The sequence below is a fragment of the Escherichia sp. E4385 genome, from assembly GCF_963883145.1.
Classification (GTDB): Bacteria; Pseudomonadota; Gammaproteobacteria; order Enterobacterales; family Enterobacteriaceae; genus Escherichia.
In genome coordinates this window covers 1-23,928 of the sequence record NZ_CAWOOJ010000023.1, presented here as the reverse complement: position 1 = coordinate 23,928, position 23,928 = coordinate 1, and the positions used below count along the sequence as shown (strand labels likewise).

Genomic DNA, 23,928 nt, shown 5'->3' with positions numbered 1-23,928 from the left:
CTTCTCCCAAACCAAGGTATGCGAGAATGTCAGCAATAGTATTTTTGCCGATAATATCACGGCCTACCTTAGTGAGGTCGGTCTGCGCGGCCTTATCTGTGCCAGTGAAATACGGTAGCTTATTTGCCCCAGTCGCCAGTCCTGCCAGAGCCGTCAACGTGGCATCAAGCGCCTGATAATCCTTACCGAACGCAGAAGACATTTTGGTAATGAACCCATTCAGGTCGCCATCATCCAATACATCCAGTCCGCTTTTGTTTGCTGTGTACTGTGCAAGTGCTGCTGCTATAAAGCTGGCCTGCCGAATAACCTTATTGACTTGCGCACTGGATGCTTTCCCTGCTGTAAATCCGGATAAAAGCGTGGGCAACGCTTCCCATTCCTCCTGCGATATAACATTGGCATTTCGATCCGTTGCAAACGCTTTAAAATCATTTTTCGCCATCAGAGTAATACTCCCCATGCTCCTACATCAAAACCACTGATGAATTCGTTATCCATATCAAAACCAAAAAAATTTGAGCCTTCCGATGGGGTTTCCACCGAAGGTGTTTCAATGCCACCCGCCCATACCCCGGCGGCTTTTACTGTGAGATACCCCTGTTTAATTGCCGCAATTAACTCACGCGATACATCTGAAATATCCGTATCAGGAAAGACCCAGACCGATATCGTCATGTCCTGGTTATCGACTATCTGCATGCGCAGCCCGGATCCTGCTGTTGCCGCGTCAAGAATTGCCGGAAGCGAATCATTCCGTCCGTCCCAGTTATTAATCGCAATCTTCGCTTTAAGAATGACACGATAAGTTTCATCGCTGAGATACATGTATCCGGAATCAGGATCATATGGCCCCTGCCATACCCCCTGATCATATCCAAGCCCGTCGGTATCCCAGCTGAAATAGACACCTGAGATAGGCTGGCTGACAACACGGCTACGTCCGATCCACAATCCCAGAATGTCAAGTTGCACACCAACCGCAGAGTCAATATCAAATGCAGTAATCAGCCCTCTGGTCGCAGCCGCAACATCAATAAGCGGCCGGGTCATCAGATCAACATGCGCAAGAAATTTAGGTTTGGTGGCGTGGTAGTTCGTGATTAGTTCGGTGTATTTGCTCATGACTCCACCGTTATAACGATATTCTCCGGGGTACAGGACGCAGATTCGTTGTATCTGATATCAATGTTTGATGACGACAAAGCCCCCGGGGATTTCCCAATCGTCAGTTCCTGAATATCGTAATAGCGTGCATTCCCGCCACTCACCACGCCAAGATTCGCCGGTGAGTAAATGCGACTTAAAAGGACCGAATCACCGATCGTCAGACTATTGATATAGTCGGAAATAGCCTGCTGGATCTGCTGCCCTATCTGTGATGTATAACCTGTAAAAACTTTTAATTTAATCCGGGCATAAACAGGCACATCACTGGAACGCGAGAATTTGATTACATGGGGATTGCCGTATTTATCCGGAACCGTAACGGATGTTGTACCGTGAGTGGCTGTCCCCTGGCCTTTATTCCCTCTGATAGCCTGAGCAATATCCGTCACATTACCGCCATCCACAATTACAGCAACAGAGTGTGGCGGTAACCCGTTACCGTCCTCCGAACCAGTATCGTTTTCATAGAGTTTGTGGCGGGTTACACCGGCAACATTAGAAACAGCGCCATCCAGTGCTTCAAATGGGGTTATTGATGGCAACGCAACACTTTGCGACTGGCGAATACGTAACTCAGCGTCAGTTTCTGCTGGAGTGCCTACAGTAGCCGCAGCAGGATTGGTTACCGAAACCCAGCCACGGGTTGGCGTATTAATTTCAGTGATAGTTCCAGCCAGCGCCGCCACTGCACCACTGACGGAACATGTTGCGGTCACCATCACTGTACCATCCACGCCGACCACCACTGAAGCAGGCAAACGCCATATCACATTATTACCATCTTTCACGCTGCCATTAATGATGGTTGTTCCGGCAGTTCCTGTAAGAAGCAAATCAACCGTAGAGTTCGTCGCGCCTTTACGTGAAATACCATTTATTTTCACGTTACTGGTCAGTGCAGCACCATAGCCAGTTGCCGGTGAAAAACAGTTGTAGACAGTTATCGCAGTATTATTGGCATCATGAATCGCCAGCGCCATCAGAGCCACCATCTGGCCGTCTTTGCTGTCCGGTTCGAGGTAGGCATCACTACCATAAATCTGCTGAAAATAGCTAATCAGGGTGCTGAGTATCGTCTGATAATCAGGCGCACTGATCCCCTCCGCGGTTACCTTTGCAGATAAACCGAGAGAATCAAGGTTCAGAGCCATTACGCCTCCGATGTAACAGTCGTTATTCCATAAAGAGTGTCGATTTCAGCGGAAAACATGACACGTCGGGTCGTGGTATCCACCGTCGTATTGAAAGAGAGGATTGATTTAACGCCCCGCGTTTCGAGGATGCGTTTTCTGATCGCCAGGTTGTAAGTTTCCGGTTTTTGCCTGCCCAGCACGGACTGGATCCACGGTGTTCCCTCTGTGGTATCAAGAAACCATTGCCCATACCACAATTCGAATCGCGTTTTTACCGCCTGCGCCACGGCCTCCGGTGAGTTAATCAGCCAGGTGTCATCACCGCTGCCAAAGGTGTAATCGCCATCGGCGTCTTCACGTCTGTATCGCATCAGTTTACTCCGTCGGTATTGCTTCCACCGCGCTGAACACCGCCATGAGTGTGCGTATCATCGATTGGCTTGCCGTTAGCCTTCACGCTACCCAAAAACTCAACAGCACCAGTGATTTTTGAAGCCACACCAGAAACAACAGACCCCACCATGCCACCCATCCAGGTTAACAGGCCATGAATGGTTACTTTCTCAGAAAAATCAGCCAGAGGGGCAACCACATCAAGACCACCCGGAGCGACAATTTTAATTTTCCTGGTATCAGGATTAAGCTCAAAATAGGTGCTGCCGTCGTCACTACGCAACTGTGTGGCACTGGTATTAATACCGCTAATCTTCCTCGCCTGCGACTGGGGACCTACAATACAAAACGCATCCGATAAATCATGCATTCTGTCATCAACCGGCTCCTGTATCCCGCCACTCTGCCACCAGAAATCAATACAACGATCGGCAAAAATCACCAAACACTCATCACCGGATTTAATCGGAAACGTTAGCGTACATCCTCCGCCACGCGGGAATACCACTGGCACATCCACCAGCAATGGGTAATTTTTGGTAATGCGGTTGCCGTCATTATCCTTTTCAACCGAACGGATAGCAGGCTGCACAACTGCCGTCACCGCATCAGGATCGAATGACTGAATAATGCCAGGCAAGGCGACACGGATCTGGTTCTTTGTTGTTTCCCGTTCAGATTTGAATGTTTCGGCAAGGTCGCCGCTGCGAGTCTGGTCAGATACTGCCATTTAGTAGGCTCCAGAAAGCAAAAAACCCGCCATCCGGCGGGTTTTATGTGACTAATTTGATCTTTTCAGTTTATAAGCCCCATCTTACCGGCGCTTCGATAGTTAATTACATCGCCTGAAGAGCCGCAAGGCACAGCTACAGTCGACATTTTGACAAATCCTTTACCGCCCTGCTTTTGGCATAAAGTGGCATGCATTTTTGCTAAACGCGCAGCATGACCAAAATCAATTTTGGTTCCGTAAGTTGAGTCTCGTAGAGCTGCTTTTTTTGCAATTCCGGTAATATTTTTGTCTTTAATTACAGATGCAAACAAACTCAAATCATTTCCAATTTGATTGAAGCAAGTACGATTAATATCAACATCGGCATACGCTGAAATGCGTTTGCAATCTGAGATCTGAGAAAGCACAGATGTGTTAACCAGTTGCAAATTTAATTTGTAGTCACCGACATAGGTATAAACTTTGTTAGGGTCCGTGGTTCCCGGATAACGAGTTACGAATGGAATGCTGTTGTACGCATCTCGCAAAGATTCTGCACCCTTACTTGTAAGCTCGTTCCCAACACCAGCAACGATAACCTCTGGATGTGAAACTTCAAATTGAGACTTTTCTTCGCGCTGTATTTGAAGCCTGCTTTTCTGGCTCTCCTCAACTTGCTTATCGTACGCTTGTTTTTCTTCATTTTTTTGGGATAGCCATTTTTCCTGCGCTTTAGCACCATTAGGATCCCAACTACATGAAGTTAAAAAAAGAGAAAATACGATTGTGGTTATCGCAAGCCTGCTCACTATTATGCACCTCGATTCATCGCTGACTGGCTAGGAATATCACTAGCACCTCGAGCAAAGCACATCATATCCATGTACCACGCCTGGCCCCTTGTGTCGCCAGTGTACATAATCCCGCGCACAATATAAACGCCATCCGTTGCGATGCTGGCAGGCTGCGATGTGGTGCCGCTTAGCGTGATATTTCCATCCGTGTTCTGGTCGGTGATCTGACCACCAGCCATCGCAATATCGTTGTTCGACAAGGCGGTACGATACACGGAAGCCTGATCCAGCTGAATGAGTCCGTTAACCCGGATGTTCGGATTAATAAGCGCGCGGACGTTTACGCCGTTACCGATAGTCTGCTGCGGCATTCCAATAAGCCCGGTAGCGCTGTTGAGCACAATCGCTTCGTGAACATATTCGTTATTCGCCACCATCTGGCGTTGACCATCCACGAATTGCCATGTTGCGCCACATTGCCCGGCTACGTTATCCATTAGATGCCGCGTCATGCCAAAGAGCACCCGCCCCCGGGGGAATACAGTAGCAGGCATTTCAGGCGTCAGGCCTTCGGTCGCACCTTTGGCTTCGAAGTCTTTCATCAGCGCACGGTTCACATCAGCGACCGTGTAACCGGCAGCCAGCGTCTGTGAGGTTATACTGGTGGCAAAAGCCAGATCAGTATCTGCTGCCTGAATCAGGACGTAGGAATCAACCGGACTGTCTTTTCCTGTGACCGAGTAGCGAATTTCACCGCTGAAAATCAGTCCGTAGTTGCGGCCATCACTCTGGCCCACGTCCGCCGCGTCAACTTCCCGCACTGTCCCGACGTCGCTTGCCGACACCTCCGGCGCGATACCGTCGTAACCCGCAATCAGACGCACTTTCGAAAACTCCTGCCCGGTGATTCGGTTCACAGTATCTGCCGAGAGGTTATAAATTTTGATAGTCCCTACCCGGGACGCGCTGCTGATGTTGAACCAGTCGATCGTAAAGGTGACTTTGAAATCACTTAGCTCAATTCCCTGACCGTTCCCGTCCACAAGCTGCAGCTCGAAATGTCTCATCCAGTTCTGTGACATGCTTACTCCGTTGATACCAGTAAATGGCTGCGACCGCCCAGGTCAGTTTTTGTGGGGTAATCCTGTGTGTTGTCATCACAGACCACCACCAGCTTAAAACCAAGCCCCATACAGGCGTACTGCGCCAGCAGGTCAGCACCAGTGACAAGAGGAATACCGGAGATTACCGGCTCCCCTCTGTCGTTCTGCAGGTCCATAATCCAGTACAGATCGCGCCATATGATGCTAATCCGCCAGGTGACACCACCCAGGACGATGCTGAACTGCTGGTTGTCCGCTGTCAGCGGAATTTCCTGAATTGTCATTAGCCGCCCCCCAGTAATGACGCCACGTTACCCGTGATGCTTTTCAGCAGTGAAGTATCTGGAGGCTTTGTGGTTTTGTTGCCGCTGTTCTGTACCGCCGACGTGCTGGCCCCTTCCTTCATGTTGGTTTTATCCGCGACGGTAATCTGCTGTGTCCGGGAGATAATGACCTCCCTCAGGGTGAGGACGGCGGACAGGACGTTTTCGGTTGTCTTGTCCGTCGTCACTTCCAGCGCCCGGATCAACATGTTGCTGTACAGCCGTTTACCGGTTACCACATCGAAGGGGATACGGCTTTCCTGCAGATCCAGTAGCTCCTGATACGTCTGCTGAGGACTCAGGCCGAGCAGGCTGGTAGCCGTCAGATTACTGGCAAAATCCAGCAATGCGCCGCCACCGGCGAAACCAACCTCCATCACCACTTCTGACGGTTTTTTATAGGCATGATCAGCGACAGCGGCCCCGACTTCTACCGGATGCTCGGTTATTTCAAGCATATCTGTATGCTTCTCTGAAATAACAACACTGGGAACAATCATTCCTATTTTTCTGCTCTGCTGATGAAAAAGTGTAGAGAGAATATCCACTAACTCACCCTCACCTGATTACTTCGCATGACCTGAGCATTTGCAGACTGTTGCCGACGTGCAACCTCATTACCGACAGCGTGCGGATCTCCGCCACCGTAAATGTGGTAGGTATTTTGCTGGTTAACCTCTGTCACTTTGCCACTAATTCCCGCCACGGCAGCCTTATTAATCAGCTCTCGAGAATAGATATTTCTTCCATTCTCATGCTGGATAATGCTGCTCATCAATGCTGACATGGTTTGCGGATCGCTCATATTCAGGGCAGCCCGGGGATCCACTCCCAGTCGTTGCGATACAGCCCTGATATACGCGGTTGTGTTGTTATTATCAGACGCAGGTGCCCAGGTAGAGATAATTTTCTCCACACTGTTTATTCCCCGTCCGGCGTACAGCATTAACTGACGAGCAAGAGCCCGTAATCCATCAAAAGCAGTTTCAAATCTGGCAAATCGCCCGCCCGGGCGTTCAAGAGAAGCCCCAGCCTGACCAGCAAAATTAAGATTTCCCGGATTGTTATTCCGTTCTCCTCGTTTCGTAGCCTGTGCATGTTGTTCCGGCTCATCATCACCAAACCAGCCGCGTACCGTCCGGCCCACACTGCGGGGATCAAATCCCCAGTGCTCTTTAATCCAGTCGGCAGTACTGTTAGCGCTGTCTGTAACCATCGGCATCGCTGACGGATTTTCGCTGCCCTGATTAAGTATCTGTTTGCCGATGCTGACGGCATCAGCCCAGCGGCCATCTTTGATAGCGTTGAGCAGGTCGGCGATCATGTTCAGCATTTTGCTGAATTCGCCCATCTGGTCGATGAAGTTGCTGAAATCCCACTTCAGGGACCATGATTTGGGGTCAATATTGAGCAGTTTCGCCAGCGCTTTCACCAGGTCGTTAACGGTCGTTTTAAGGTCACGAACCATCTTCAGCGCGGCATCAACCTCCGGTTTCCACTTGCCCCAGTCAATCAGGCTGTCGCCGCCTTCCTTCCAGGTCTGATAGTCCTCCCACAGGAGGGCAATCCCCGCCGCCAGCGCGGTAATGAGGCCAATCGGCGACATCCAGAACGTACTGTTCAGAATGCGCAGCGCAATCGTCAGTGCGCCAAACAGCGAGATCAACTCCCGCGTTTGCTTATCCAGCGATTGCCACCAGGTGATGAGGCCTGATGTCCCCTCAATCAGTCTGAAGAACAACCGCCCGATAATATCCCCGAGCGCCAGAATGCCTTTTATAGCTTTCGTCAGGGTCTGCTCGATACGCGGGAAGTTGTCCAGGATATGGCGGCGCAGAGTGTCCAGCGAACCCGCAAGCCCACCCGCAAGATTAGAGCCGATTTTGTCACGGGCCATGCCTGCCATCGCGCCAAACTCACGCAGGGAGGTCATAAATTTGTTGGAGCTTCTGGCCGCCTCGTCAGCATTGAAGCCGATAGCTTTCGCCATTGCGCTGTACTGCCCGGAGAAGCCACCCACACCGCGACGCACAGCCATCAGGGTATTTTCGTCAATGCCCAGCATCTGCGCATACTGGTTAGCACGGTAATACGGCATGTCGCTGAGCTTCTGGCCTACCCCTGTAAAAATAGCGGCCATGTCACGCATGTTACCGCTGGCATCCCGTGTCTGTACCCCCAGACGATTCAGAAATCCCTCCGCCCCGGGATTATTACGAATAAACCGGGAGAGGTTTTCCAGAGAAGATCGCGCAGCGTCCACGCTGCCGCCAACCTGCGAAACCGCATAGCCAATAGACTGAATTCCCTGGACTGTCGCGCCGGTGCGCTGTGACGCCCAGTAAAGATTATCCAGACCGGAGGCGATCTTAGCCGTGAAGGCCACCACGGACAGAGCAGTTCCTTCGACGGCCAGCCCCATTTTGATGACATTTGCAGTTGTACCGGCGAGGACAGAACCGAATTTTTTCGCTCCTGCATCATCCACACTGAAGCCAAGCGAGACGAGGAAATCTTTAATAGTCTCGGCGTTCATTATCCTCTCTCCATTTTTCTACCCGGACATCGTTGTCCTCGCACATATCAAGGTAGTCATTAAGAAGCGCGATGCGACAGAGATCTACCGCACCACTGTTAAGATCTTTCTGGTCAATATGGAAGGCAAGCGCCGGACGAAGAATAAAATCTTCACCACCCGGCAGGCTATTGAAGGTTATTCCGCTGGCGGGATGGGCGTCTCTTTGATAGGGAGTCCTTGCAAAAAATTTCCCAGCGAATCGGCGACCACCCGCGCCACCATCTGCAGCATGACCAGCAGGTCAATATCATCAAACATCAGTTCGCCCTGGCTAAATACCGGCACCCATCCGTCCATATGACGCCGCGACACCACCGCAAGACAGGGATGAATAATCGCATCGGTGTCATCTTCGGTCAGGGAAGACAGTTCCTCAGCGATACGCGGGAGCATGGTTTCAAACACCGGTTTTAACTGCTCGAATTTCACGGTGTCGATTTTGCCATCAGCAGGCAAACGGGAGCGAATACTCCCGAAATCTGACATCATTCCCGCCAGTACCGGCAGAAGTTTGCGGGTCACTTTCAGCTGGTCAAAAACGCTGAGTTTTGCCGCGCGATATTTCACGCCTTTAATTTCGAATTCCATGTATTAAAACTCCCCGAGAACCTGGTCAATCTTGCCGCAGTCAAACACCCACGGCATCGTATTACCGGTTTTAGCGTTGGCGTTATCCGGTTGTTTCTGGAACGCAACACTGCGTGCCGTGATGATGTCGCCGCTGACCTTGTTGCGAATCACGATAACGTTATTCCCCCATGTGGCAGAAGACTGGCTCTGTGCGTTATACGCCAGCGACAATTTTTTATTTGTCGGTGATGTCTTCAGAAGGTTAACGGTAATCGTCCCGCTTTTATCTGCATGGAGACTGTGCATTACTTCACCATCAGCACCGATGGTCATGGTGTTTTTAGGACCGCCCATCGCAACCACAATCCCCTCTTCAGAACTTGCAGAACCGTACCCGAGGTCAATCGAACCGGTCGGCCCGGTCAGCGTCGCAGTGACATCCATAAAAGAATAGGTAGACATTCACTTCCCCTTAGCGAACAACGTTAATCTGTACGTCAGCGTAATGAACCGCGCCTGCAAGTTTTATTGCAGCCTGAATCACCGGAGCCTTACGGGCTTCACGTTCTGATTGTGCCTGTTCATCCAGCGGCTGGGCGTATACGTAATAACCTTTGGGCAGTGTGTCACCTGATGACAACTGACCAAGGTCGCCCCCGTTCCATACGCCCGGAGCAATCAGTCCATTCTGAACGGCCTGATCCAGTGATTTTTCAACATTTGATAACAGTCGGGTAATACCGGCTTCAGTCTGGGGAACTTTCGTGGTGCTGGTATAAAGCAGGTTATAGAGGTTGGTCTGCACATAATTCTGTAACCAGTCCAGGCCGTGGCGTTCATCAAAGAAATCGCCGTTAGCCATCACTCCCTGCTGGAGGATAGCCGTATCATTCTGGTAGTACACGAATACATTGCAGTTTTTTGCATCAAGTGCCGATGCCTGGCTGACTGTCAGTGTTTCATACCCGACACCCGGCTCCTGCTTAAACTTGAGCGTAATCGCGGTATTACTGCCATTGAAATTAACCGTGAATGCCCGGCCAAATGCAGATAACGCAGCGTATTTATTACCCGATGAATACTGAATAAAACTGCGTGAATATCCGGCATTTTTCAGTTTTGATGCCAAATCATCGCTGGATGCAGTCTGCAGGCATTTATCATCGCTTGTCGTAATCGCCAGAATACGGCTTACAGAAGAGGATTCGATCGCCGCAGCCACTTTCAGCCAGTCTGCATCCGGAATATCTTCATCGTCTGCAATCCCCAGCCCATACCATGAAGTATAATCAAGCATGGCATTCACAGCCTGCTCCAGCGTCTCAGGCGTGGCCTGTTCGCTGTCTCCCTTCGTTTTCACCCAACGACCAACAAAAACCTCCTGAGGTTTCGGTGATTGTGAGAAAAACACCTGCGCAGCTTTATATTCTGGTGATTCCACGCCAAAATCTTTTCCAATATCTTCCGCGGCAGAATAACGACGAATGCGCTCACTTACCGGAATGATTGTGGACGGGCCGAGAATGAGTAATGCACCAAAATTTCGCCCTGATGCTGCACGCGGCGACATGATCACATCAACATTAACAACGTTTGATACAGGCAAGCCCTGTGCCATAGCTTAATCTCCGAAAAAGATGACTGGTGCTTCCACCAGCGATTTAATACCGTACTCGCGCACAACCTTCCGGCGCAGGCGCACCGTCATATCGTAGCGGCGGACCCATTGCTGATTAATAAGTTCAGGGAAGGGAGTCAGACCTGTGTAATCGCCAAGAGACAGTCCCAGCGCATTCAGTGCTGCATTATTCTGCGGCACAGATATACCGTCACGAAACCGGGACGCATACACTATCCCCGCCGGTCCATAAAACGAAGCCATACACTCAATCGTTTCATGCCGCCAGAGCTGAGAGCCATCATCGGTCTGTCTGGTGAATGCCGGACTGTCATCACCTGACCATCCGATAACCCCAAACGCACACCAGTTCGTTTCAACCGGTAGCAGTGGCGGCTGCTCTTTCTGCCAGCGCGGGCGAACCATCCCGGCAGACAGACCGGAAACGTTACGCATCCACTGGCTTAACAGCCTGTCGAGCGCTTCGTCATAATCCGGATCGCCACTGGTTGGTATTAACCATCCGCGCTCTGTACTGGTGTTATTGCTCAAGCGGAGTTCCCCCATCAAACGGCATCAACTCACAATGCGCCTGAACGAATCCGGCCCCATAAGCTGTATACGGGTCGACGAAGGTCACACGATAATCACGGCCCTGATACGTCACGATATCGGCATCACGGCCAGTCTGTCCCTGCGTCAGTCGCTCAGTCGTCATAATCAGAATTGCACCACTGATTACCTGCCCGGCCTGCATACGACGGTTTTCCAGAGAGCGATCAACAGTAACGACTCCGGCAAACTGCTTTTTAACTTCGCTGTCGCTGCCGATCCCGTCCTCATCCACCGTTTGCACTCGGCGTGTTACCCACAAATTGAAGTCGCAAAAATCGGGGTCAAAAAGCACATCTGTTACATCAAGAGTCGGCATCTTTATCCCTCACAACATGGGTAATCGCTCTGCGATATTGCCCGGTGTCAATTAATGGTTTCGCCAGATCGGTTCCGGGAGATTCGCCAGCAACACGCCGGGCAAGTTCCAGTGTTGCCCCCTTGCGCCCCCGACGAGCCCGGGCTTCAACAGTGCTGTCAGCAAGCGGCGTAAAGCCGGTAATGGTCATGTAACGCCTGACGCCATTAGCGGCCAGCGTTCCGGCACGGTTGAGTGCGCGTTCTGCTCCCGCAGCATTACCATCAAGAGCAGCCTGCGCCGCGGCTTTGAGCTGCGGCACCGTCTGCTCTTCTGCCGATTTAACGCCGGGGACCAGGTGAGGTCGTGGCGGGATGTTCTGCTCTGGTGAGCCGTATTCGTTGAGGTAACCGATGCCCGCATTACCAAACGGAACATCATCCCGCCCGCTGTCTTCCGAAGGGATGCCGACCAGCACATCTTTTTTGGTTAACGACCTGAGCGCATCCAGAATGGCCTTAGCGTTATCCACCCTCGTTGTTACACCGCTTTTGAAACTCATAGCTGGCGACCACCTGCACCGAACATCGTGATCAACTGATAAAATTCAGCGCCATATCGGGTGTTATTCCAGAAACCTGCATCAGGATTCAGCGTCGCGCTGGTGTCATAGCTGACGCTTACCTTGTCAACGGACTTTGAGGACTGAACACCATTGGTTGAACCGCCCGGACCACCAGCCAGCATCGCTCTGCTGTCTGCCGCCCAGAGCGTCATGTAGTGCGCAACGAACAACCCGGCAAAGTACGGAAACAACTTTTTGCCGGTGACGTTTTCGGTCAGCAGTTCATCGGCCAGATTCAGACGGAACCCGATTTGGGCGTCGGGATATTTTGCCGGGTCAGCAAACTGCGGGAAGTCGCGTCGAAAATCACTTACCGCTGGCAGACTTTGATTCTTTGACATCTTTAGCCCCATTACCGCCAGCCCGGGCGGCAGTAATTTGCGCCTGCAGGCTGTCGTTCTGCTCCTGCAGTTTGAGCAATGCATCTTTCAGATCGGCAATCAGCTTATCTTTGTCGGCAATCTGCGCTTGCAGGCCGTCGATAATGGGTTGCAGATCATCGGTGTCGCTAATCACGCTTTCGGAAAGCTCAGAGTGCGCCTGGGTGAACCAGTGCGACGCGACTTCTTCCGGTACGTTATGTCGTCCCCGGCCAAACTCCTGTTTTGACTGATCGCCGAGCGTCAGCGTAAACGGGGTGTGAACATGGATGGTAACCAGCTTTTCTTTCGCCATTTCAGTTTCCTTCAGTTTCCTTCAGGCCCCTTTCGGGGCCATTCTGGTTATCAGATACCGTCCACATAGGACAGAGTTTCTTTATACACTGGCTCAACCGCACCCAGCTTGCCGTAGTAAGTGACGATCTGATACAGACCGCGATACTGCACCGGCACGCTCTGAAGCGGAACCAGCGGGTAGCGGACGTATTTTTTATCGTTGGTGTACGCAACCATGCGATCCTTTTTCCCCACACCACGGCCTTTCAGCCATTTAACCGCGCGGATATTCAGCGGAACACCGTTCTGGTGATAGCTGATGGTGTTGGTCTGAAGATACGTCAACAGGGACTGGTTACCCGCAGATGAAACGATGATGCTGGACAACAGAGCAAACTGCTCAGGCGGGATCAGCAAATCACGCGGAACCACAGAGTAACCGGAAGCGGCCCACGCATCAGACAGCACCTGGTTAATGCTTGCGCGGATTTCGTCCGGTGTTGAAGTTGCCCACGTTTTGGCAGCGTTGTTGACAGGCACGCCGTCCAGGGTAACAAGACCTTTCAGGTTTAATGCGGAATCGCCAACATATACCTGTTCATCGTTATCCATCTGCCATTTCAGTTGCATCCCGTCATACTTCTGCGTATCAATCGGGCGGCCGACCTGCTGAGCAGCCTGCAATTCTATGACCGTCCAGCCAAGTTCCATCCCCCACAGGTTCAGCGGGTTACCGGATTTGCCGATATCCACGTTCACGCCAGCAATAGCGGTTGAGTCTTTGCCTACCCAGTTTTTGCCATTCGGATTTGCACCAGTACCCGCAGCGGCGAAGCTGGTATTCGTCCAGCTGGAAATGTCATCTGCGATAGAGACATCTTCACGCAGTTGAATATCGCGGGTCCAGGTGTACCCCACCAGTGGCAGGTTCAGCGTCTGGTCGAGTCGCTCCAGCTCCCCGATGAGAAAGGCACCAGAGCTGTCAACGGTTGCCTGATCAAAAGTAATCATTCGTCTGTTCCTTAAATCTTCCAGGAAATTTCTGCATTGCCGTCAGCATCACCGGCACCTGTGAATTCAGCGTTGGTCAGCACCACATTTTTGCCACTGACTGACGTGGACATGAATCCACCCAGCGGCACTTTGATGGATTCATCAGTGGAGACGACAACGTATACCGGGTCGCCTTTTTTGATGGTGCTGGCATCAAAATCAGAACCGAGATTAACAGTCACGTAGCCACGCTTCATGGCGTCGCCCGGGAAGTTCTTGCCTGTTCCCACCTGGCGAACCATGTCCGGCTGCGACGTGGTCGGATAAGGGCGCACGTAGATCCCCTTCACCTTGTCTGCGGTATCACCATCTGCCAGCGGCACGAAAAAACCGTCATCATCGTATTTACCAGCCAGGCCATAGGCAGCGAAGGCGTTATCGGATTTAAGGACCACCGGTTCGACGGTTAAGTCCTGCGGGCGAGAGACAGCCCCGGCAATGCCAACAGGCATCCGGTACAGAAATACATTATTCATTTTTTACCCTTTACGGTTTGCCCAGAATTCAGCGTTTTGTTTGTTCAGGGAAGCGATACTGGTCATGCCCATGTTTAGGCGCTGTGCATCGCCGGTGGTGGCGCGGGTGTTTCGCCCTTTGGCAATCTCAGACACGGCATTAAACGCCATGTCGACCGATTGTTTCGGCAATTTGCGGATATCTGCATCACCGACGATCTGGCGAACCAGCGTTTTATCTGCGGAAGCCAGAACCTCGCGTTTGAACTCGGTCGGTTTCATCTTACGGCTCAGATCGATACCCGGAACGATAACTTCGGCACGCCAGGCTGAGTCACCAGTAATCGTGGTTTCCTCTTCATCGTCCTCGCCGTCACCGGTCGGATTATCGTCAGGCTTATTATCGTTATCGCCCGTGGCATTTCCTTCCAGCTTAGCCAGCAGGGCTTTCAGTAATGTTTTGAGGTCATCATCACTGTCGCCGGTTGGACCTCCGCCCATCTCTGGTGCTTTGTCCGGTAGCGGTTGCTGCGGGGACAGGTTGATGTTGAGATTAACGCCCTGCGGCAAATCCCCCTCATCTCCTGTAACCGATGCGGGAGCCGACTCCACCAGTTCGTTCATGGTGTCAGCGTCACCCGTTTTGATGGCCGTGCGCATGCGGGTCCACCAGCTTTTCTTTTGATTTGCCATTGTGTCTCTGTCTCCAATTGCACAACGATTTCCGGCTCTGCCTTTAGGGACAAGAGCCACATGGTTTCCGGTAATATCGACCTGCTCGGCTTTACCTGGCTCGGTCTGCTCATACTCCGCGTCATAGCCGCACGACACTTCACGCAGGCCATCTTCGATAAGCTGAATGGCGCTTTCGTCTTTGACGATAAGGTCAGCCAGCATCAAATCAGACTGCCCACCCGTCCCGCGCCGGACATTCTGGAGGTGCCCGACAGCAAGCTCTTTCCAGTTCTCTGGATTCACCAGCCGCACATCCCCGTTTTCATCCTCGGGATGCAACACCGTGATACTCATTCCTTCGAATGAGGCAAGCGTGGCGGGATGGAATACCTGCTCAGGAGAACGCGTGACGACTATTTCACCGAACTTATCGGGTTTCAGTTTTGGCAGGTCATCAGCACCATAGAGCTGCTTACCTGTTCGTCCTATCGGCACGTCTTTGCACAGCAACGAGCCGTCAGCCAGCTGATAGCGGGTTTCCCCCAGCCGGGTATTGAAAAAATATTTCATGTGTTACCTGCGATTCAGGCGGGATAAGAATGGGAGGTGGGAAAAACGATTTCTTTATAACAGCGACAATTCGGGAACTCGCCAGCGTGACCTGTCATGCCATCAAGCGTTGGAGGTTTGCCCCATTCGACAAATTTACCTTCCATTTCCCGATGAGAATGCCTGACGTCACCATCTTCGGCTGTACGCCAGATATAACCATTCGAACCAATTGACAGCGCACGCGCCTGATCCAGCGCGCCGGTTGCACGTCCAAGTTCAGTACGGGCAATCAGGTCAGCTCTGGACTTTGCTATATCACCCGATGCAGCTATTTCTTTAGCAAAATGTTCCGCTCTCCCACCGGTCACAACAGCTTCAATCGCCCGATTCTGGATGTCGTACACCCTGTCAGCCGCCTCGAGGGGTAGCGATTTAATGTACTTAACCTGTTCGGCAACGATGGATTTCATCACCTGCCCTGGAGGGGCACTGTTTACCAGATTGCGTAGCTCACGGCTGATGGTTTTGCTGTGTTTACGCCACTGCTCATCATTCTTGCGCACAATGTCGGCGGTAAAGTTTTCCGCGACCTTTATCGCCCAGGGGGTGATGATTTCACTGTAGCGTTCCAGCGCCTCAATAATTTCCGTGATACTGTCATTTGAACCATCGTAGTGACCATTTACGATGTCCCCGACCGCCCGCGCTATCCTGCGTAGGCTGGTTCGATACCGGATTTCCGCCTGACGGTTCCTGCGGTTCGTCATCAGGTTCGCCGATGCCGGGCGGCGCTTCGTCTTCGGCATTCTCTATGTCCTCGTCGGTAATGGATGCCCCGATGCCGGTTACGTCAGAATTTTCGCGCAAATCAGTCATAGCGGCTTTCAGTGTCATCAGACCATCACCCAGCGCTGTACTGATTGCGTTGGTGGTATTTAACGCCACCGTTGAACGATCGACATCAGACATTTGCCAGAGCGGGTTAAACTCAAACGTGAAATCGTCCGGCAGCGGCTTGCCAAGCTCCGAACGATGCATGATGTCCAGTATCCGCCGCACCGGAAGACGTAAACGCCTCTCCTGCAATGAGCTTACCCGGTCGTAATAGTTGGCAAGGTCTGCATCACCGGTAGAAAATCCTTTCGGGGACTGTCCGAACAACCTCACCAGTGGGATACCAACAGCGCCACTAATCTGTTCTGCAAACTGCGAAAGGATGTCATCCAGACCACTGAAGCTGTACTGATGGGTTTCAAACTTATCCCGCGAGTCCATGAGCGTCATGCCTTCATTACTCTGGAACTGTCGAATCAGGTCGATATTCTTCAGCAACGCTTCATACGCAGGACCACCAAGTGCGATAAGCTCACGTAGCTTCTCCACGCTGTAGGTACGTAGATGAGCCTTGTAGACCAGCTGCGCCGCGCCGACAGTAGCGCTGTCGAACGCGGTAAGACGATCCCAGATACGCTCTACAACCGACATTCCCCATTCGTTCTCGGTCATCTTCTGCTGAAATGGCAGCGTGACGCCATCAAAGCGAATCAGTCGACTGTGATGAATGCGCCAGGCAGGAATTCCCGTTGCTGTGGTCACCACATCGTAAAACTCAGGTTTACCCAGGTCCGGCCCCATATCTTTAATGCGGCGGGTCAGTACCGGGTCGATCATCCAGCGGTCGAGCGGGAGAATCCCCTTAAACTTGCCCTTACCGATGGTTTCGGGTCGCAGCGGGGTCATTGGTGCCTGCCCCTCAATCATGATGAAACCCACCGCGCCGCCGTAGAGGCGCGACCATTTCAGCACGTCATTCAGCGCATCCCAGATTTGCAACTCATCCAGTTGTGATTCGAGAATGCCACGATCTTTTGCATCAATTTCCGAAGTGATGCGAATGCCTTTGCGGGTCATATCATCCGGGATAGCATCGACTGCTTCGCCGATGATCCAGGACGAACGATAGGACCATTCCACCAGCATGCGGTTACGACTGGTGAAATTAGCCCGGTAGGTGGATGCTGAGTGCTGGTTAGGTGTCTGCATCCCTACGCGGGCAATAAAATTCTCATAACCATCAGCTGTGGCCTGCGCAGTTCGCCGCAGGGCTTGTTTGTTTCGTGCCATCAGGCCTGTCTCCCCAGCTGTTCCCAGATATCCAGCGATGTATCAATTGGCGCGAAGGCCATAATGAATGCGTCAGCAACGTTTGGTGACGGTATCTCGCGTTTTGCGAGGTCTTTTTTACTTTCGACCATCACACGTCCGTTACGGTCAAAATCGCGATGAGGTGTTGTCAGTTCCAGTTTCAGCTTTTCAAGCAACGGACAACGAGAATCTATGCTGATCAGCTCATCCACAGGATACTGTTCTCCGTTGTTAATGGCGTTAAACGTATTTCTGAAACGGTCAGCCACCAGCCACCATGCCTGAGCCTTAAGATTTGCGAAAAAGTCTTTGTTGGGGATGCCGTTGTATTCGTCATCTGGCTCATGCACACCAGCACCGGCGTTAAACCTCTGGTAATTCACACGTCTCGCGTATGCATTCTCGCTCTTCCGGTCAGCGTTAATTTCAGAGAATTTAGCACCGGCAGACGCACCAACACCGATAGAGTCGTAAACAATATCTGCTTCACGCTCCAGCGCCGCCTGATAAGTACGCTGGCAGCTCTTCAGTAATTCATCTTCTTTGGCCTTCCATTCGTCGGCCCAGAAAACAACGGATCCGTGACGGTAAACGTTAGCGCACTTATCTGTACCACTGTCAGCCACGTCAAAGCCAATACGCTTTCTTCCACTGGGTTCGAAATTTAACGTTTTGTGCGCATCCACTGCGGCTTCTATCCAGGACAGTTTGATGATTGCCGCATCATCATCAGACTCCGGAACGCCCTCATACACATGTTTAAAACCATCCGGATCACGACGTCGCGCCGCGTCGATAACCTTAAGCATGGTGTCAGACAGAAACGGATTTTCGTCATAGTTAATTTTGCGGATGAGAGTGCCTTCAGGCGGATCAACAACAAAGTTGCGCCAGACAAAATCAGTAACAAGTCCGGGGTTGAATATGAACCAGCATTCCGAACCCTCTTTACGGATCGTTGGCTCCAGAATTTTCCACTGGTATTCCGTCAGTGCGTGGGCTTCTTCCAGCCACAACACATCGATCCCCTCCAGTGACTTAATTTCTTCGATGTTGCGCCATAATCCATAAAAAACAAATTCCGAGCCAGTAACCCGGTTAATGATTTTGTTGTTCAGAATACGGAAACGGTGCCGCAGGCCAAACCTGTCTATCTGAATTTTGAGCAGGGTATACACCGACTCTTCGATTTTGTTCTGGATCTGACGGGCACAACAAAAACGCAGGGTGTATTTATTCGACAGAAATATGGCAATGCCAGCGGCATCCCATGATTTTGACGATGACCGGCCACCATAAAGCACTTTGTTACGTGCCCGCGTAGTCCAGAAACTACGTAAAGCCGGATTAAGCGTCGGTTTGGATGTCAGAGTAGAAGTCATTGAGGTCACGCTCTCCATTGCCATCATCAATACCTGCATCACGGCGAAGACGATCAGCCTCCAGAGACACCTTATCAGTGGCGGCCTTGCGGTAGGCTGTATCAGCAAATATTTTTCCTACCGTCGCAAGCGTGCCAACGATGGACTCAATACGAACTGTATTGCGCATCATTGCTTTCTCGGCGGCGCTGATATTTTCCATCAGCATCTTCCTTTCCTGGTCCCCATTAGCATCTTCCAGCGACACCAGCCACCGACCAATATTCTCTGCAGCGACAAGGTTGTTAGCACGAAGGCGAAATAATTCGTCCTCGAGCGTCAACGCTTTAGCGTCCTCTATCACCTCATCTTTGAGCAGAAGGCGACGGGCATAACCACCGTGTTTTAATGCCTGCTGGTTACCGGGTTGGAATGGGTTAGTCGGGGGATCGGTACGCATTCCGCGTATCGGTTTCGTATCCGGTGTAGGTTCTGTTTTTGTTTGCGTACCTTTTTGTGTAAGGCCAGTAATGGCAGGCTTTCTGCTGGTACGCACTTTTCTTTTTTGCGTACCATTTTTGCAAACCTGCGTACCGCCACTGCGTACCCAACCAAGCTTTTTAGCCCTCTTCCTGATAGCCCCTTCTGTTACGCCGTATTTCTCACCTATATCACGGAGGCTAAGGACTCCGGCCCGGTATGCCGATTCGATGGCCTCCCAGTCCGGTTTTGCCATGAATTTTTCCTCTTAGTGACATTATCGCAGCCCCTCACTGAAGGGCTGCTGTAATGCCTTAACCCAGTTTCGCTCGCACCAGAGCATCTTTTGCTTCAAGCAATTTACGTAACCCAGCCGACTTTTCCGGACCGTCTGGCAAAGATTCATCCATTACTCTTGCCAGATCACCAATTGGCTTACTCACTTCCTTTAACGAAGTCGGAAGATGCTCATAATTGAAATATTTCATAATTGGCGATTCCATCATTTCTCCTTAGTAAAACAATTATCAGGCGATCAGTTCTGCATACACTGCCGGACACCGTCGACAATTTCACAGACCTGAGAAGCGGTATCGAAAAGCTGGCGCGCCTTATCCAGGCTGACGCATCCCACCAATAAAAAAGGCGCTAATATCGCTACCAGTGCCCATTTCGCCGCCGTTCGTGGCATTCTGTGTGTCCAGTGCTTCCGCTTCATCTCGCTATCCACCAATCAACCCGGATAAGCCCAATACTCGCCAGGCAGTGGAAATGAAAATAGCAACCAACATTGCTGAAAATGAAAGGCCAACAACCACACAAAGAATCCGCGCCAGTTTTATGATGCTGTCTGACATATTTACCCCCGCCCCACTTACGATTTCACCGCAATGACCAGTTTTGCCAGCCCATACAGCATCGGAGACACAGCGATACCAACCGCCACCCACTTAATGGCAAAAGCCACCGCTCTGCTGATGTCATCAGTTACAGGCGCTTTCAATTCAAGGCCGTTTTTCATAGTCAACCTCAACAGAATTAGTTTATAATTCGTCATGTTTTCCTTTGTCTTACCCAAGGCCAGAAACAGAAAACCCCGGACTGTTACCGCAGCCGGGGTTTTTGCTTTTTGCCATCTGACGCCATTACCCTGACTTTTGCCCATCGTAAATTCAGAATAGAGCCGAAATAAGTTGAGGGTGTTCAGCACTTCAGCGTCAGTTTTTAAACTGCCACGCGCTCTTTCATCCAGCCGTAGACAAACGACTCGTTGGCCTCCCGTCTCTCTGCCAGCTCCAGATAGCGCTCACCCTGCGTACAGTTCAGTGCGGTCAGCATTACCCGTTCGCCATCCCTGCCGCGATTTTTCAGATATGCCCGTAACGCATTAATAGTTCGTGGGCCGATACGTCCATCTGCATCCATATCCGGATACAGTTTCCCGCGCAGGTTGAAAACGTTCAGCCAGCGTTGAAACATTCTGGACGCCACGGCTGGTCCCATGTTCACGCCCGTGTCGCACAGCTCTGCGGCAATATCCGGCGACAGGTTAGCAATCTGGTCGAATCGTGGGCCGTACCAGTAATCCGCCTCGAGTATTTCCAGCGCCTGCCCGCGCGTCAGGTCACGCATATCACCCTGATATCCGTGCGCACGGGCGACTTTTTCCGTAATGCCCCATTTGGTCGGCCCACCTTTATCATCCGGATGGTTGACGTAGCCGCCCTCTTTACCCAGAACGGCATCAAAAATCTCGTCTTTTGTCATGATATTTTCCTGTTAATTCTTCCTGCTGTTTACCAGTCGAGATATATTTCCCCTGGCACCCCATACAGTCACCAGCAGTGCGATATTGATAACGGTTTCGGGTATGCTTGGATGACGATAGACCCCGGTCAGAATCAAGATGGTTACCGAGCCGCAGGCAACCATCAGCAACCAGGCGCAAAAAGAGGACTTCCAGCAGTAATTTGCGCCACTTCGTTGATAAGCAAGAAGGACGAGAACAATCAGGGCGCAGGTGAACGCATTCAGCGTAAGAATAAAATTACTTACCCCCATCGCCTCCTCTCCCTTTAGGCCAGAACCGACCAAATAATGATGACGGCTCATTCCCCAACAGCATTAACAAGCGGACCGATACCGCAGACGCCACCAGCGCACCAACCGAACGACTGGCTGAAATGCTTTCCGGTGTAAGCAAAGTGATAACCGAAGACGAGAAGGGCGCGGCGACGATTCCCGCCATCAGTGACGCGATAAAAAGCAGCAATTTTCCCCAGACCGGGTATTCGCGCGCCGACATAACAAAAATAATGGAACCTGCAAAAGCCCCGATTAATACGCCTGGCTCAATCCAGTCGAACAGGCCGACAACGGTTACCCCGCCAACAGCCAGCCCGGCCTGTGTCGTGCCGGATACTGGTTCTGCCATAACATCTCCTGTAAATAAAAAAGGGCCACCAGCGGCCCGTAAAAAACACCCCGTCAAAAGCACCGGCATTCGCAGATGCCTTTTGTGTGGTGTTATTCAGATTTGCGCCGGGCGTGGCGCGGATATGAAAAAGGCCCGCCGTAGCGAGCCTCAGAAAGAACAAAACCCGCTCAATGGCGGGTTCTGGTAAAGTTCATGCGCTTGATTCGCCTCGCGATACAGCTTTGCGAAGCTTGCCGGAATTGAAGCAGTTTATGCGTAAAAAATCAAGCTATTTTTTGAGCAAATGATTCCCGCATGGGAATATACAGGGCATATTCAGCAACGGCTAACCAATTAGCAATTCGCTTTTCGCATGTGCTAAAACACCACTCAGGATGTGCATCATTCAGCAATTCAGCCATTTTACGCTTACTCATCCCCCGCCCTTCATATCTTTGTCGGAGGATAAAAATCAATCCAGGATGCTCTGCCAGCACTTCACTAATCACCCGATCAATGCATAACGCCTCTGCATCAGTACAATGCACCAGCCAGCTTTTTTGCTTGCCGTTGATCATATCCCGCAAAAAAGCCTCAAGTTCAGGTTTGTCCAGACCTGCTTTTTTCATCCTCCGGAGCGCCTCGTTAATTGCCGTTTTTGTCAGCTTTTTAGAGGTCAGCAACTGGTTGAACATATTTCCCGTCTTACCGCCGCCAATATACGACCAGCGCCCCCACATGCGCAGTTTCCCCTGAATCCAGACACTTTCCAGCGTGGTGAGACGAAGGTGTTCTCCGCTTTTTCCTGTATTCGTTGGGTAAATCATAAATATCCCTCCTTTCTCCAGATTTCTTGTGTGCGAAAAACACCTTCTGCATGCATCAGGCGTAATTCTTCTTTGGTGTAATCGCTGGTTTTTACCCGCCCGTCGATTAAATCGTGGCACGAGCTACAGGCAATCGCTGCCTGCATATCGTGTGGCTTTATCGCTGTTCCGCACGTTCCCGCCAGTCGGTAATGCGCCAGTACAGACGTTTCGGGATTGTGATTGCAGTAGCCAGGGATTCTGACCTGGCACATCTGGCCCCGCGCCGCTTTACGTAAATCCACCATTACGCAAACTCCAGCAGCTGCGCGGCCACATTTTCGACCTGTTCCGGAGAGGAAAATTTACGGAACAGGATCCAGTTCCACAGCACATTCAGTACAGATTTATAAACCTGCTGAAACTCGGTTTCGTCCATATTCGCAAACGCGATGGATTTCGCCCGACGCCCTCGGCTACCGTCCGGATAAAAATGCTCGGTGTAAAATCCGGCCTGAATGGTTACCCACTCGCGGAAAGCCTCAAACGACTTTAGCAATGCCGTATCCCGGATTCTGCGTGTCGCAACTGTATTCAGATATTGCTCTGCGGCTTCGCTCAGGGCTGGCGTATGTTCCCTGCCTACCGAGTCACACAGGTAATCAACGAAACCTGACACCAGTGTTCGTTCGCGAGGCGTGATCGCCCCACCGACCGGAGTCCAGTAATCGAATCCGAGTTGCAGAAGTTTGAAAAAACGCTTATGGAATGCGTAGTTACGCACACGCTTAAAGTCTGCGTGTATCCACTCACCTATTTTGATTTGATGCAGAAAATCGCAACTCTCCGGCGTCGCCGGGAGAAGTAAACCAGAAGAAGTTTGTTTGACCAGTTGTAAATGCACCACTACTACCTCGTAATGGTGCGACAGGTGCCAGGTGTTCAGGCTGGCATTACCAGTATAATTTAGTCTTCTTTGATACAGAAGTGACTTGCAGAATCTGCATGTGATTCTTTGCTAATTAGAATAGCATCTGGCGGTAATGGCGTTACAATAAACTCACCGCTTTCGAGGGTTATCACTTCGTAGTGACCTGGTAAAGAAAGCGCAATAATCAATTCCTTATCATTCATAGTAAAAATCCTGTGGACTTTAAACATCTCCCCAAAGAGGAGTCCATCCCTCTTATCCCTGCGCGCTACTTAAGTGAATCGATTCTAGTCAGGCATACCCGCTTATCAACAAACGAAGGTCGGTTTAATTGGCGAATCGGCTAAAACTTGATCTGTTAAAGTAAAAAACCCGCCGAAGCGGGTTAAGTGCGGGTGCGTTGAGGATGCCTGACACATCAGAGGTGGCGAGGGATTCCTCCCCCGCCGGGTCTCTTACTCCTCAGGTT

At 51.2% G+C, this 23,928-nt stretch carries 36 protein-coding genes and 1 pseudogene; all 37 read right to left on the bottom strand.

Features of this window, described 5'->3' with window-relative positions:
- Window positions 1-445 (bottom strand): annotated as a pseudogene (locus tag AACS80_RS22090) (gp53-like domain-containing protein); the annotation flags it as partial.
- On the bottom strand, window positions 445-1,125 hold the full coding sequence (locus AACS80_RS22085) for a DUF2612 domain-containing protein (RefSeq protein WP_135410048.1): 681 nt from the start codon (window positions 1,123-1,125) through the stop codon (window positions 445-447). The gene AACS80_RS22085 and the pseudogene AACS80_RS22090, both read right to left, overlap by 1 nt.
- Window positions 1,122-2,321: a baseplate J/gp47 family protein gene (locus AACS80_RS22080; protein WP_135410049.1), complete on the bottom strand. Its 1,200-nt coding sequence runs from the start codon at window positions 2,319-2,321 to the stop codon at window positions 1,122-1,124. Before AACS80_RS22080 ends, AACS80_RS22085 begins: the two co-directional genes overlap by 4 nt.
- Window positions 2,321-2,674, bottom strand: a complete 354-nt coding sequence (locus AACS80_RS22075) for a hypothetical protein (RefSeq protein ID WP_001270637.1) — start codon at window positions 2,672-2,674, stop codon at window positions 2,321-2,323. Before AACS80_RS22075 ends, AACS80_RS22080 begins: the two co-directional genes overlap by 1 nt.
- On the bottom strand, window positions 2,674-3,426 hold the full coding sequence (locus tag AACS80_RS22070) for a Gp138 family membrane-puncturing spike protein (protein ID WP_135410050.1): 753 nt from the start codon (window positions 3,424-3,426) through the stop codon (window positions 2,674-2,676). Before AACS80_RS22070 ends, AACS80_RS22075 begins: the two co-directional genes overlap by 1 nt.
- Before the next feature lie 65 nt (window positions 3,427-3,491).
- A complete protein-coding gene (locus AACS80_RS22065; RefSeq protein ID WP_024233997.1) occupies window positions 3,492-4,217 on the bottom strand; it encodes a hypothetical protein in 726 nt (241 codons plus the stop codon).
- 2 nt (window positions 4,218-4,219) lie between these two features.
- Window positions 4,220-5,284 carry a hypothetical protein gene (locus AACS80_RS22060; RefSeq protein ID WP_042093536.1) on the bottom strand — a complete coding sequence of 355 codons (1,065 nt, stop codon included), beginning with the start codon at window positions 5,282-5,284 and terminating at the stop codon, window positions 4,220-4,222.
- Window positions 5,285-5,286: 2 nt separating this feature from the next.
- Window positions 5,287-5,589 carry a phage baseplate plug family protein gene (locus AACS80_RS22055; RefSeq protein ID WP_000155119.1) on the bottom strand — a complete coding sequence of 101 codons (303 nt, stop codon included), beginning with the start codon at window positions 5,587-5,589 and terminating at the stop codon, window positions 5,287-5,289.
- Window positions 5,589-6,176: a phage baseplate protein gene (locus tag AACS80_RS22050; RefSeq protein WP_001420197.1), complete on the bottom strand. Its 588-nt coding sequence runs from the start codon at window positions 6,174-6,176 to the stop codon at window positions 5,589-5,591. Before AACS80_RS22050 ends, AACS80_RS22055 begins: the two co-directional genes overlap by 1 nt.
- Entirely contained in the window at window positions 6,176-8,164 is a 1,989-nt protein-coding gene (locus AACS80_RS22045; protein WP_135410052.1) for a lytic transglycosylase, read from the bottom strand. Before AACS80_RS22045 ends, AACS80_RS22050 begins: the two co-directional genes overlap by 1 nt.
- Window positions 8,145-8,237, bottom strand: a complete 93-nt coding sequence (locus AACS80_RS22040) for a DUF6889 family protein (protein WP_374704659.1) — start codon at window positions 8,235-8,237, stop codon at window positions 8,145-8,147. The genes AACS80_RS22045 and AACS80_RS22040 overlap by 20 nt, the downstream gene beginning before the upstream one ends.
- Before the next feature lie 104 nt (window positions 8,238-8,341).
- Window positions 8,342-8,794, bottom strand: a complete 453-nt coding sequence (locus AACS80_RS22035) for a phage tail assembly chaperone (protein WP_135410053.1) — start codon at window positions 8,792-8,794, stop codon at window positions 8,342-8,344.
- A gap of 3 nt (window positions 8,795-8,797) precedes the next feature.
- Entirely contained in the window at window positions 8,798-9,238 is a 441-nt protein-coding gene (locus tag AACS80_RS22030; RefSeq protein ID WP_000109249.1) for a DUF3277 family protein, read from the bottom strand.
- 10 nt (window positions 9,239-9,248) lie between these two features.
- The gene (locus AACS80_RS22025; protein WP_135410054.1) at window positions 9,249-10,394 is read right to left on the bottom strand and encodes a DUF3383 family protein; all 1,146 of its coding nucleotides are present in this window, start codon (window positions 10,392-10,394) and stop codon (window positions 9,249-9,251) included.
- A gap of 3 nt (window positions 10,395-10,397) precedes the next feature.
- Window positions 10,398-10,946 carry a phage neck terminator protein gene (locus tag AACS80_RS22020; protein ID WP_445236452.1) on the bottom strand — a complete coding sequence of 183 codons (549 nt, stop codon included), beginning with the start codon at window positions 10,944-10,946 and terminating at the stop codon, window positions 10,398-10,400.
- A complete protein-coding gene (locus AACS80_RS22015; protein ID WP_135410056.1) occupies window positions 10,936-11,325 on the bottom strand; it encodes a head-tail adaptor in 390 nt (129 codons plus the stop codon). The genes AACS80_RS22020 and AACS80_RS22015 overlap by 11 nt, the downstream gene beginning before the upstream one ends.
- Window positions 11,312-11,866: a hypothetical protein gene (locus tag AACS80_RS22010; RefSeq protein WP_001519793.1), complete on the bottom strand. Its 555-nt coding sequence runs from the start codon at window positions 11,864-11,866 to the stop codon at window positions 11,312-11,314. Before AACS80_RS22010 ends, AACS80_RS22015 begins: the two co-directional genes overlap by 14 nt.
- Complete coding sequence (locus AACS80_RS22005) at window positions 11,863-12,270, bottom strand: DUF4054 domain-containing protein (RefSeq protein ID WP_000042171.1); 408 nt, start codon at window positions 12,268-12,270, stop codon at window positions 11,863-11,865. The genes AACS80_RS22010 and AACS80_RS22005 overlap by 4 nt, the downstream gene beginning before the upstream one ends.
- Entirely contained in the window at window positions 12,236-12,604 is a 369-nt protein-coding gene (locus AACS80_RS22000) for an STY1053 family phage-associated protein (RefSeq protein ID WP_001040696.1), read from the bottom strand. The genes AACS80_RS22005 and AACS80_RS22000 overlap by 35 nt, the downstream gene beginning before the upstream one ends.
- 50 nt (window positions 12,605-12,654) lie before the next feature.
- Window positions 12,655-13,596: a DUF2184 domain-containing protein gene (locus AACS80_RS21995; RefSeq protein ID WP_000627481.1), complete on the bottom strand. Its 942-nt coding sequence runs from the start codon at window positions 13,594-13,596 to the stop codon at window positions 12,655-12,657.
- Window positions 13,597-13,607: 11 nt separating this feature from the next.
- Window positions 13,608-14,114 carry a structural cement protein Gp24 gene (locus AACS80_RS21990; protein WP_001066732.1) on the bottom strand — a complete coding sequence of 169 codons (507 nt, stop codon included), beginning with the start codon at window positions 14,112-14,114 and terminating at the stop codon, window positions 13,608-13,610.
- 3 nt (window positions 14,115-14,117) lie between these two features.
- Window positions 14,118-15,338: a DUF2213 domain-containing protein gene (locus AACS80_RS21985; RefSeq protein ID WP_135410057.1), complete on the bottom strand. Its 1,221-nt coding sequence runs from the start codon at window positions 15,336-15,338 to the stop codon at window positions 14,118-14,120.
- 14 nt (window positions 15,339-15,352) lie between these two features.
- Window positions 15,353-16,087 carry a phage head morphogenesis protein gene (locus tag AACS80_RS21980; RefSeq protein ID WP_138183997.1) on the bottom strand — a complete coding sequence of 245 codons (735 nt, stop codon included), beginning with the start codon at window positions 16,085-16,087 and terminating at the stop codon, window positions 15,353-15,355.
- Window positions 15,978-17,444 carry a DUF1073 domain-containing protein gene (locus AACS80_RS21975; RefSeq protein ID WP_001551494.1) on the bottom strand — a complete coding sequence of 489 codons (1,467 nt, stop codon included), beginning with the start codon at window positions 17,442-17,444 and terminating at the stop codon, window positions 15,978-15,980. Before AACS80_RS21975 ends, AACS80_RS21980 begins: the two co-directional genes overlap by 110 nt.
- A complete protein-coding gene (locus AACS80_RS21970; protein WP_000204763.1) occupies window positions 17,444-18,847 on the bottom strand; it encodes a PBSX family phage terminase large subunit in 1,404 nt (467 codons plus the stop codon). The genes AACS80_RS21975 and AACS80_RS21970 overlap by 1 nt, the downstream gene beginning before the upstream one ends.
- On the bottom strand, window positions 18,813-19,562 hold the full coding sequence (locus AACS80_RS21965) for a hypothetical protein (protein ID WP_135410060.1): 750 nt from the start codon (window positions 19,560-19,562) through the stop codon (window positions 18,813-18,815). Before AACS80_RS21965 ends, AACS80_RS21970 begins: the two co-directional genes overlap by 35 nt.
- A gap of 58 nt (window positions 19,563-19,620) precedes the next feature.
- On the bottom strand, window positions 19,621-19,749 hold the full coding sequence (locus AACS80_RS21960) for a hypothetical protein (protein ID WP_276609463.1): 129 nt from the start codon (window positions 19,747-19,749) through the stop codon (window positions 19,621-19,623).
- A 92-nt stretch (window positions 19,750-19,841) separates the two neighbouring features.
- Window positions 19,842-19,997, bottom strand: a complete 156-nt coding sequence (locus tag AACS80_RS21955; RefSeq protein WP_167852406.1) for a hypothetical protein — start codon at window positions 19,995-19,997, stop codon at window positions 19,842-19,844.
- 31 nt (window positions 19,998-20,028) lie between these two features.
- Window positions 20,029-20,163 carry a hypothetical protein gene (locus AACS80_RS21950; RefSeq protein WP_240727121.1) on the bottom strand — a complete coding sequence of 45 codons (135 nt, stop codon included), beginning with the start codon at window positions 20,161-20,163 and terminating at the stop codon, window positions 20,029-20,031.
- Between the two features lie 17 nt (window positions 20,164-20,180).
- Entirely contained in the window at window positions 20,181-20,363 is a 183-nt protein-coding gene (locus tag AACS80_RS21945; protein ID WP_135410212.1) for a hypothetical protein, read from the bottom strand.
- Between the two features lie 167 nt (window positions 20,364-20,530).
- Entirely contained in the window at window positions 20,531-21,076 is a 546-nt protein-coding gene (locus AACS80_RS21940; protein WP_135410061.1) for a glycoside hydrolase family 108 protein, read from the bottom strand.
- Between the two features lie 9 nt (window positions 21,077-21,085).
- The gene (locus AACS80_RS21935) at window positions 21,086-21,367 is read right to left on the bottom strand and encodes a phage holin family protein (RefSeq protein ID WP_167851603.1); all 282 of its coding nucleotides are present in this window, start codon (window positions 21,365-21,367) and stop codon (window positions 21,086-21,088) included.
- On the bottom strand, window positions 21,354-21,740 hold the full coding sequence (locus AACS80_RS21930) for a putative holin (RefSeq protein WP_135404126.1): 387 nt from the start codon (window positions 21,738-21,740) through the stop codon (window positions 21,354-21,356). The genes AACS80_RS21935 and AACS80_RS21930 overlap by 14 nt, the downstream gene beginning before the upstream one ends.
- A 266-nt stretch (window positions 21,741-22,006) precedes the next feature.
- Window positions 22,007-22,549: a DUF1133 family protein gene (locus AACS80_RS21925; RefSeq protein ID WP_135410062.1), complete on the bottom strand. Its 543-nt coding sequence runs from the start codon at window positions 22,547-22,549 to the stop codon at window positions 22,007-22,009.
- Window positions 22,546-22,836, bottom strand: a complete 291-nt coding sequence (locus tag AACS80_RS21920; RefSeq protein ID WP_000228020.1) for a DUF1364 domain-containing protein — start codon at window positions 22,834-22,836, stop codon at window positions 22,546-22,548. Before AACS80_RS21920 ends, AACS80_RS21925 begins: the two co-directional genes overlap by 4 nt.
- Window positions 22,836-23,435: a DUF1367 family protein gene (locus AACS80_RS21915; RefSeq protein ID WP_138183996.1), complete on the bottom strand. Its 600-nt coding sequence runs from the start codon at window positions 23,433-23,435 to the stop codon at window positions 22,836-22,838. The genes AACS80_RS21920 and AACS80_RS21915 overlap by 1 nt, the downstream gene beginning before the upstream one ends.
- A 59-nt stretch (window positions 23,436-23,494) precedes the next feature.
- Window positions 23,495-23,662 (bottom strand): hypothetical protein, encoded by a 168-nt coding sequence (locus tag AACS80_RS21910; protein WP_165837442.1) that lies wholly within the window; start codon window positions 23,660-23,662, stop codon window positions 23,495-23,497.
- Between the last annotated feature and the right edge of the window lie 266 nt (window positions 23,663-23,928).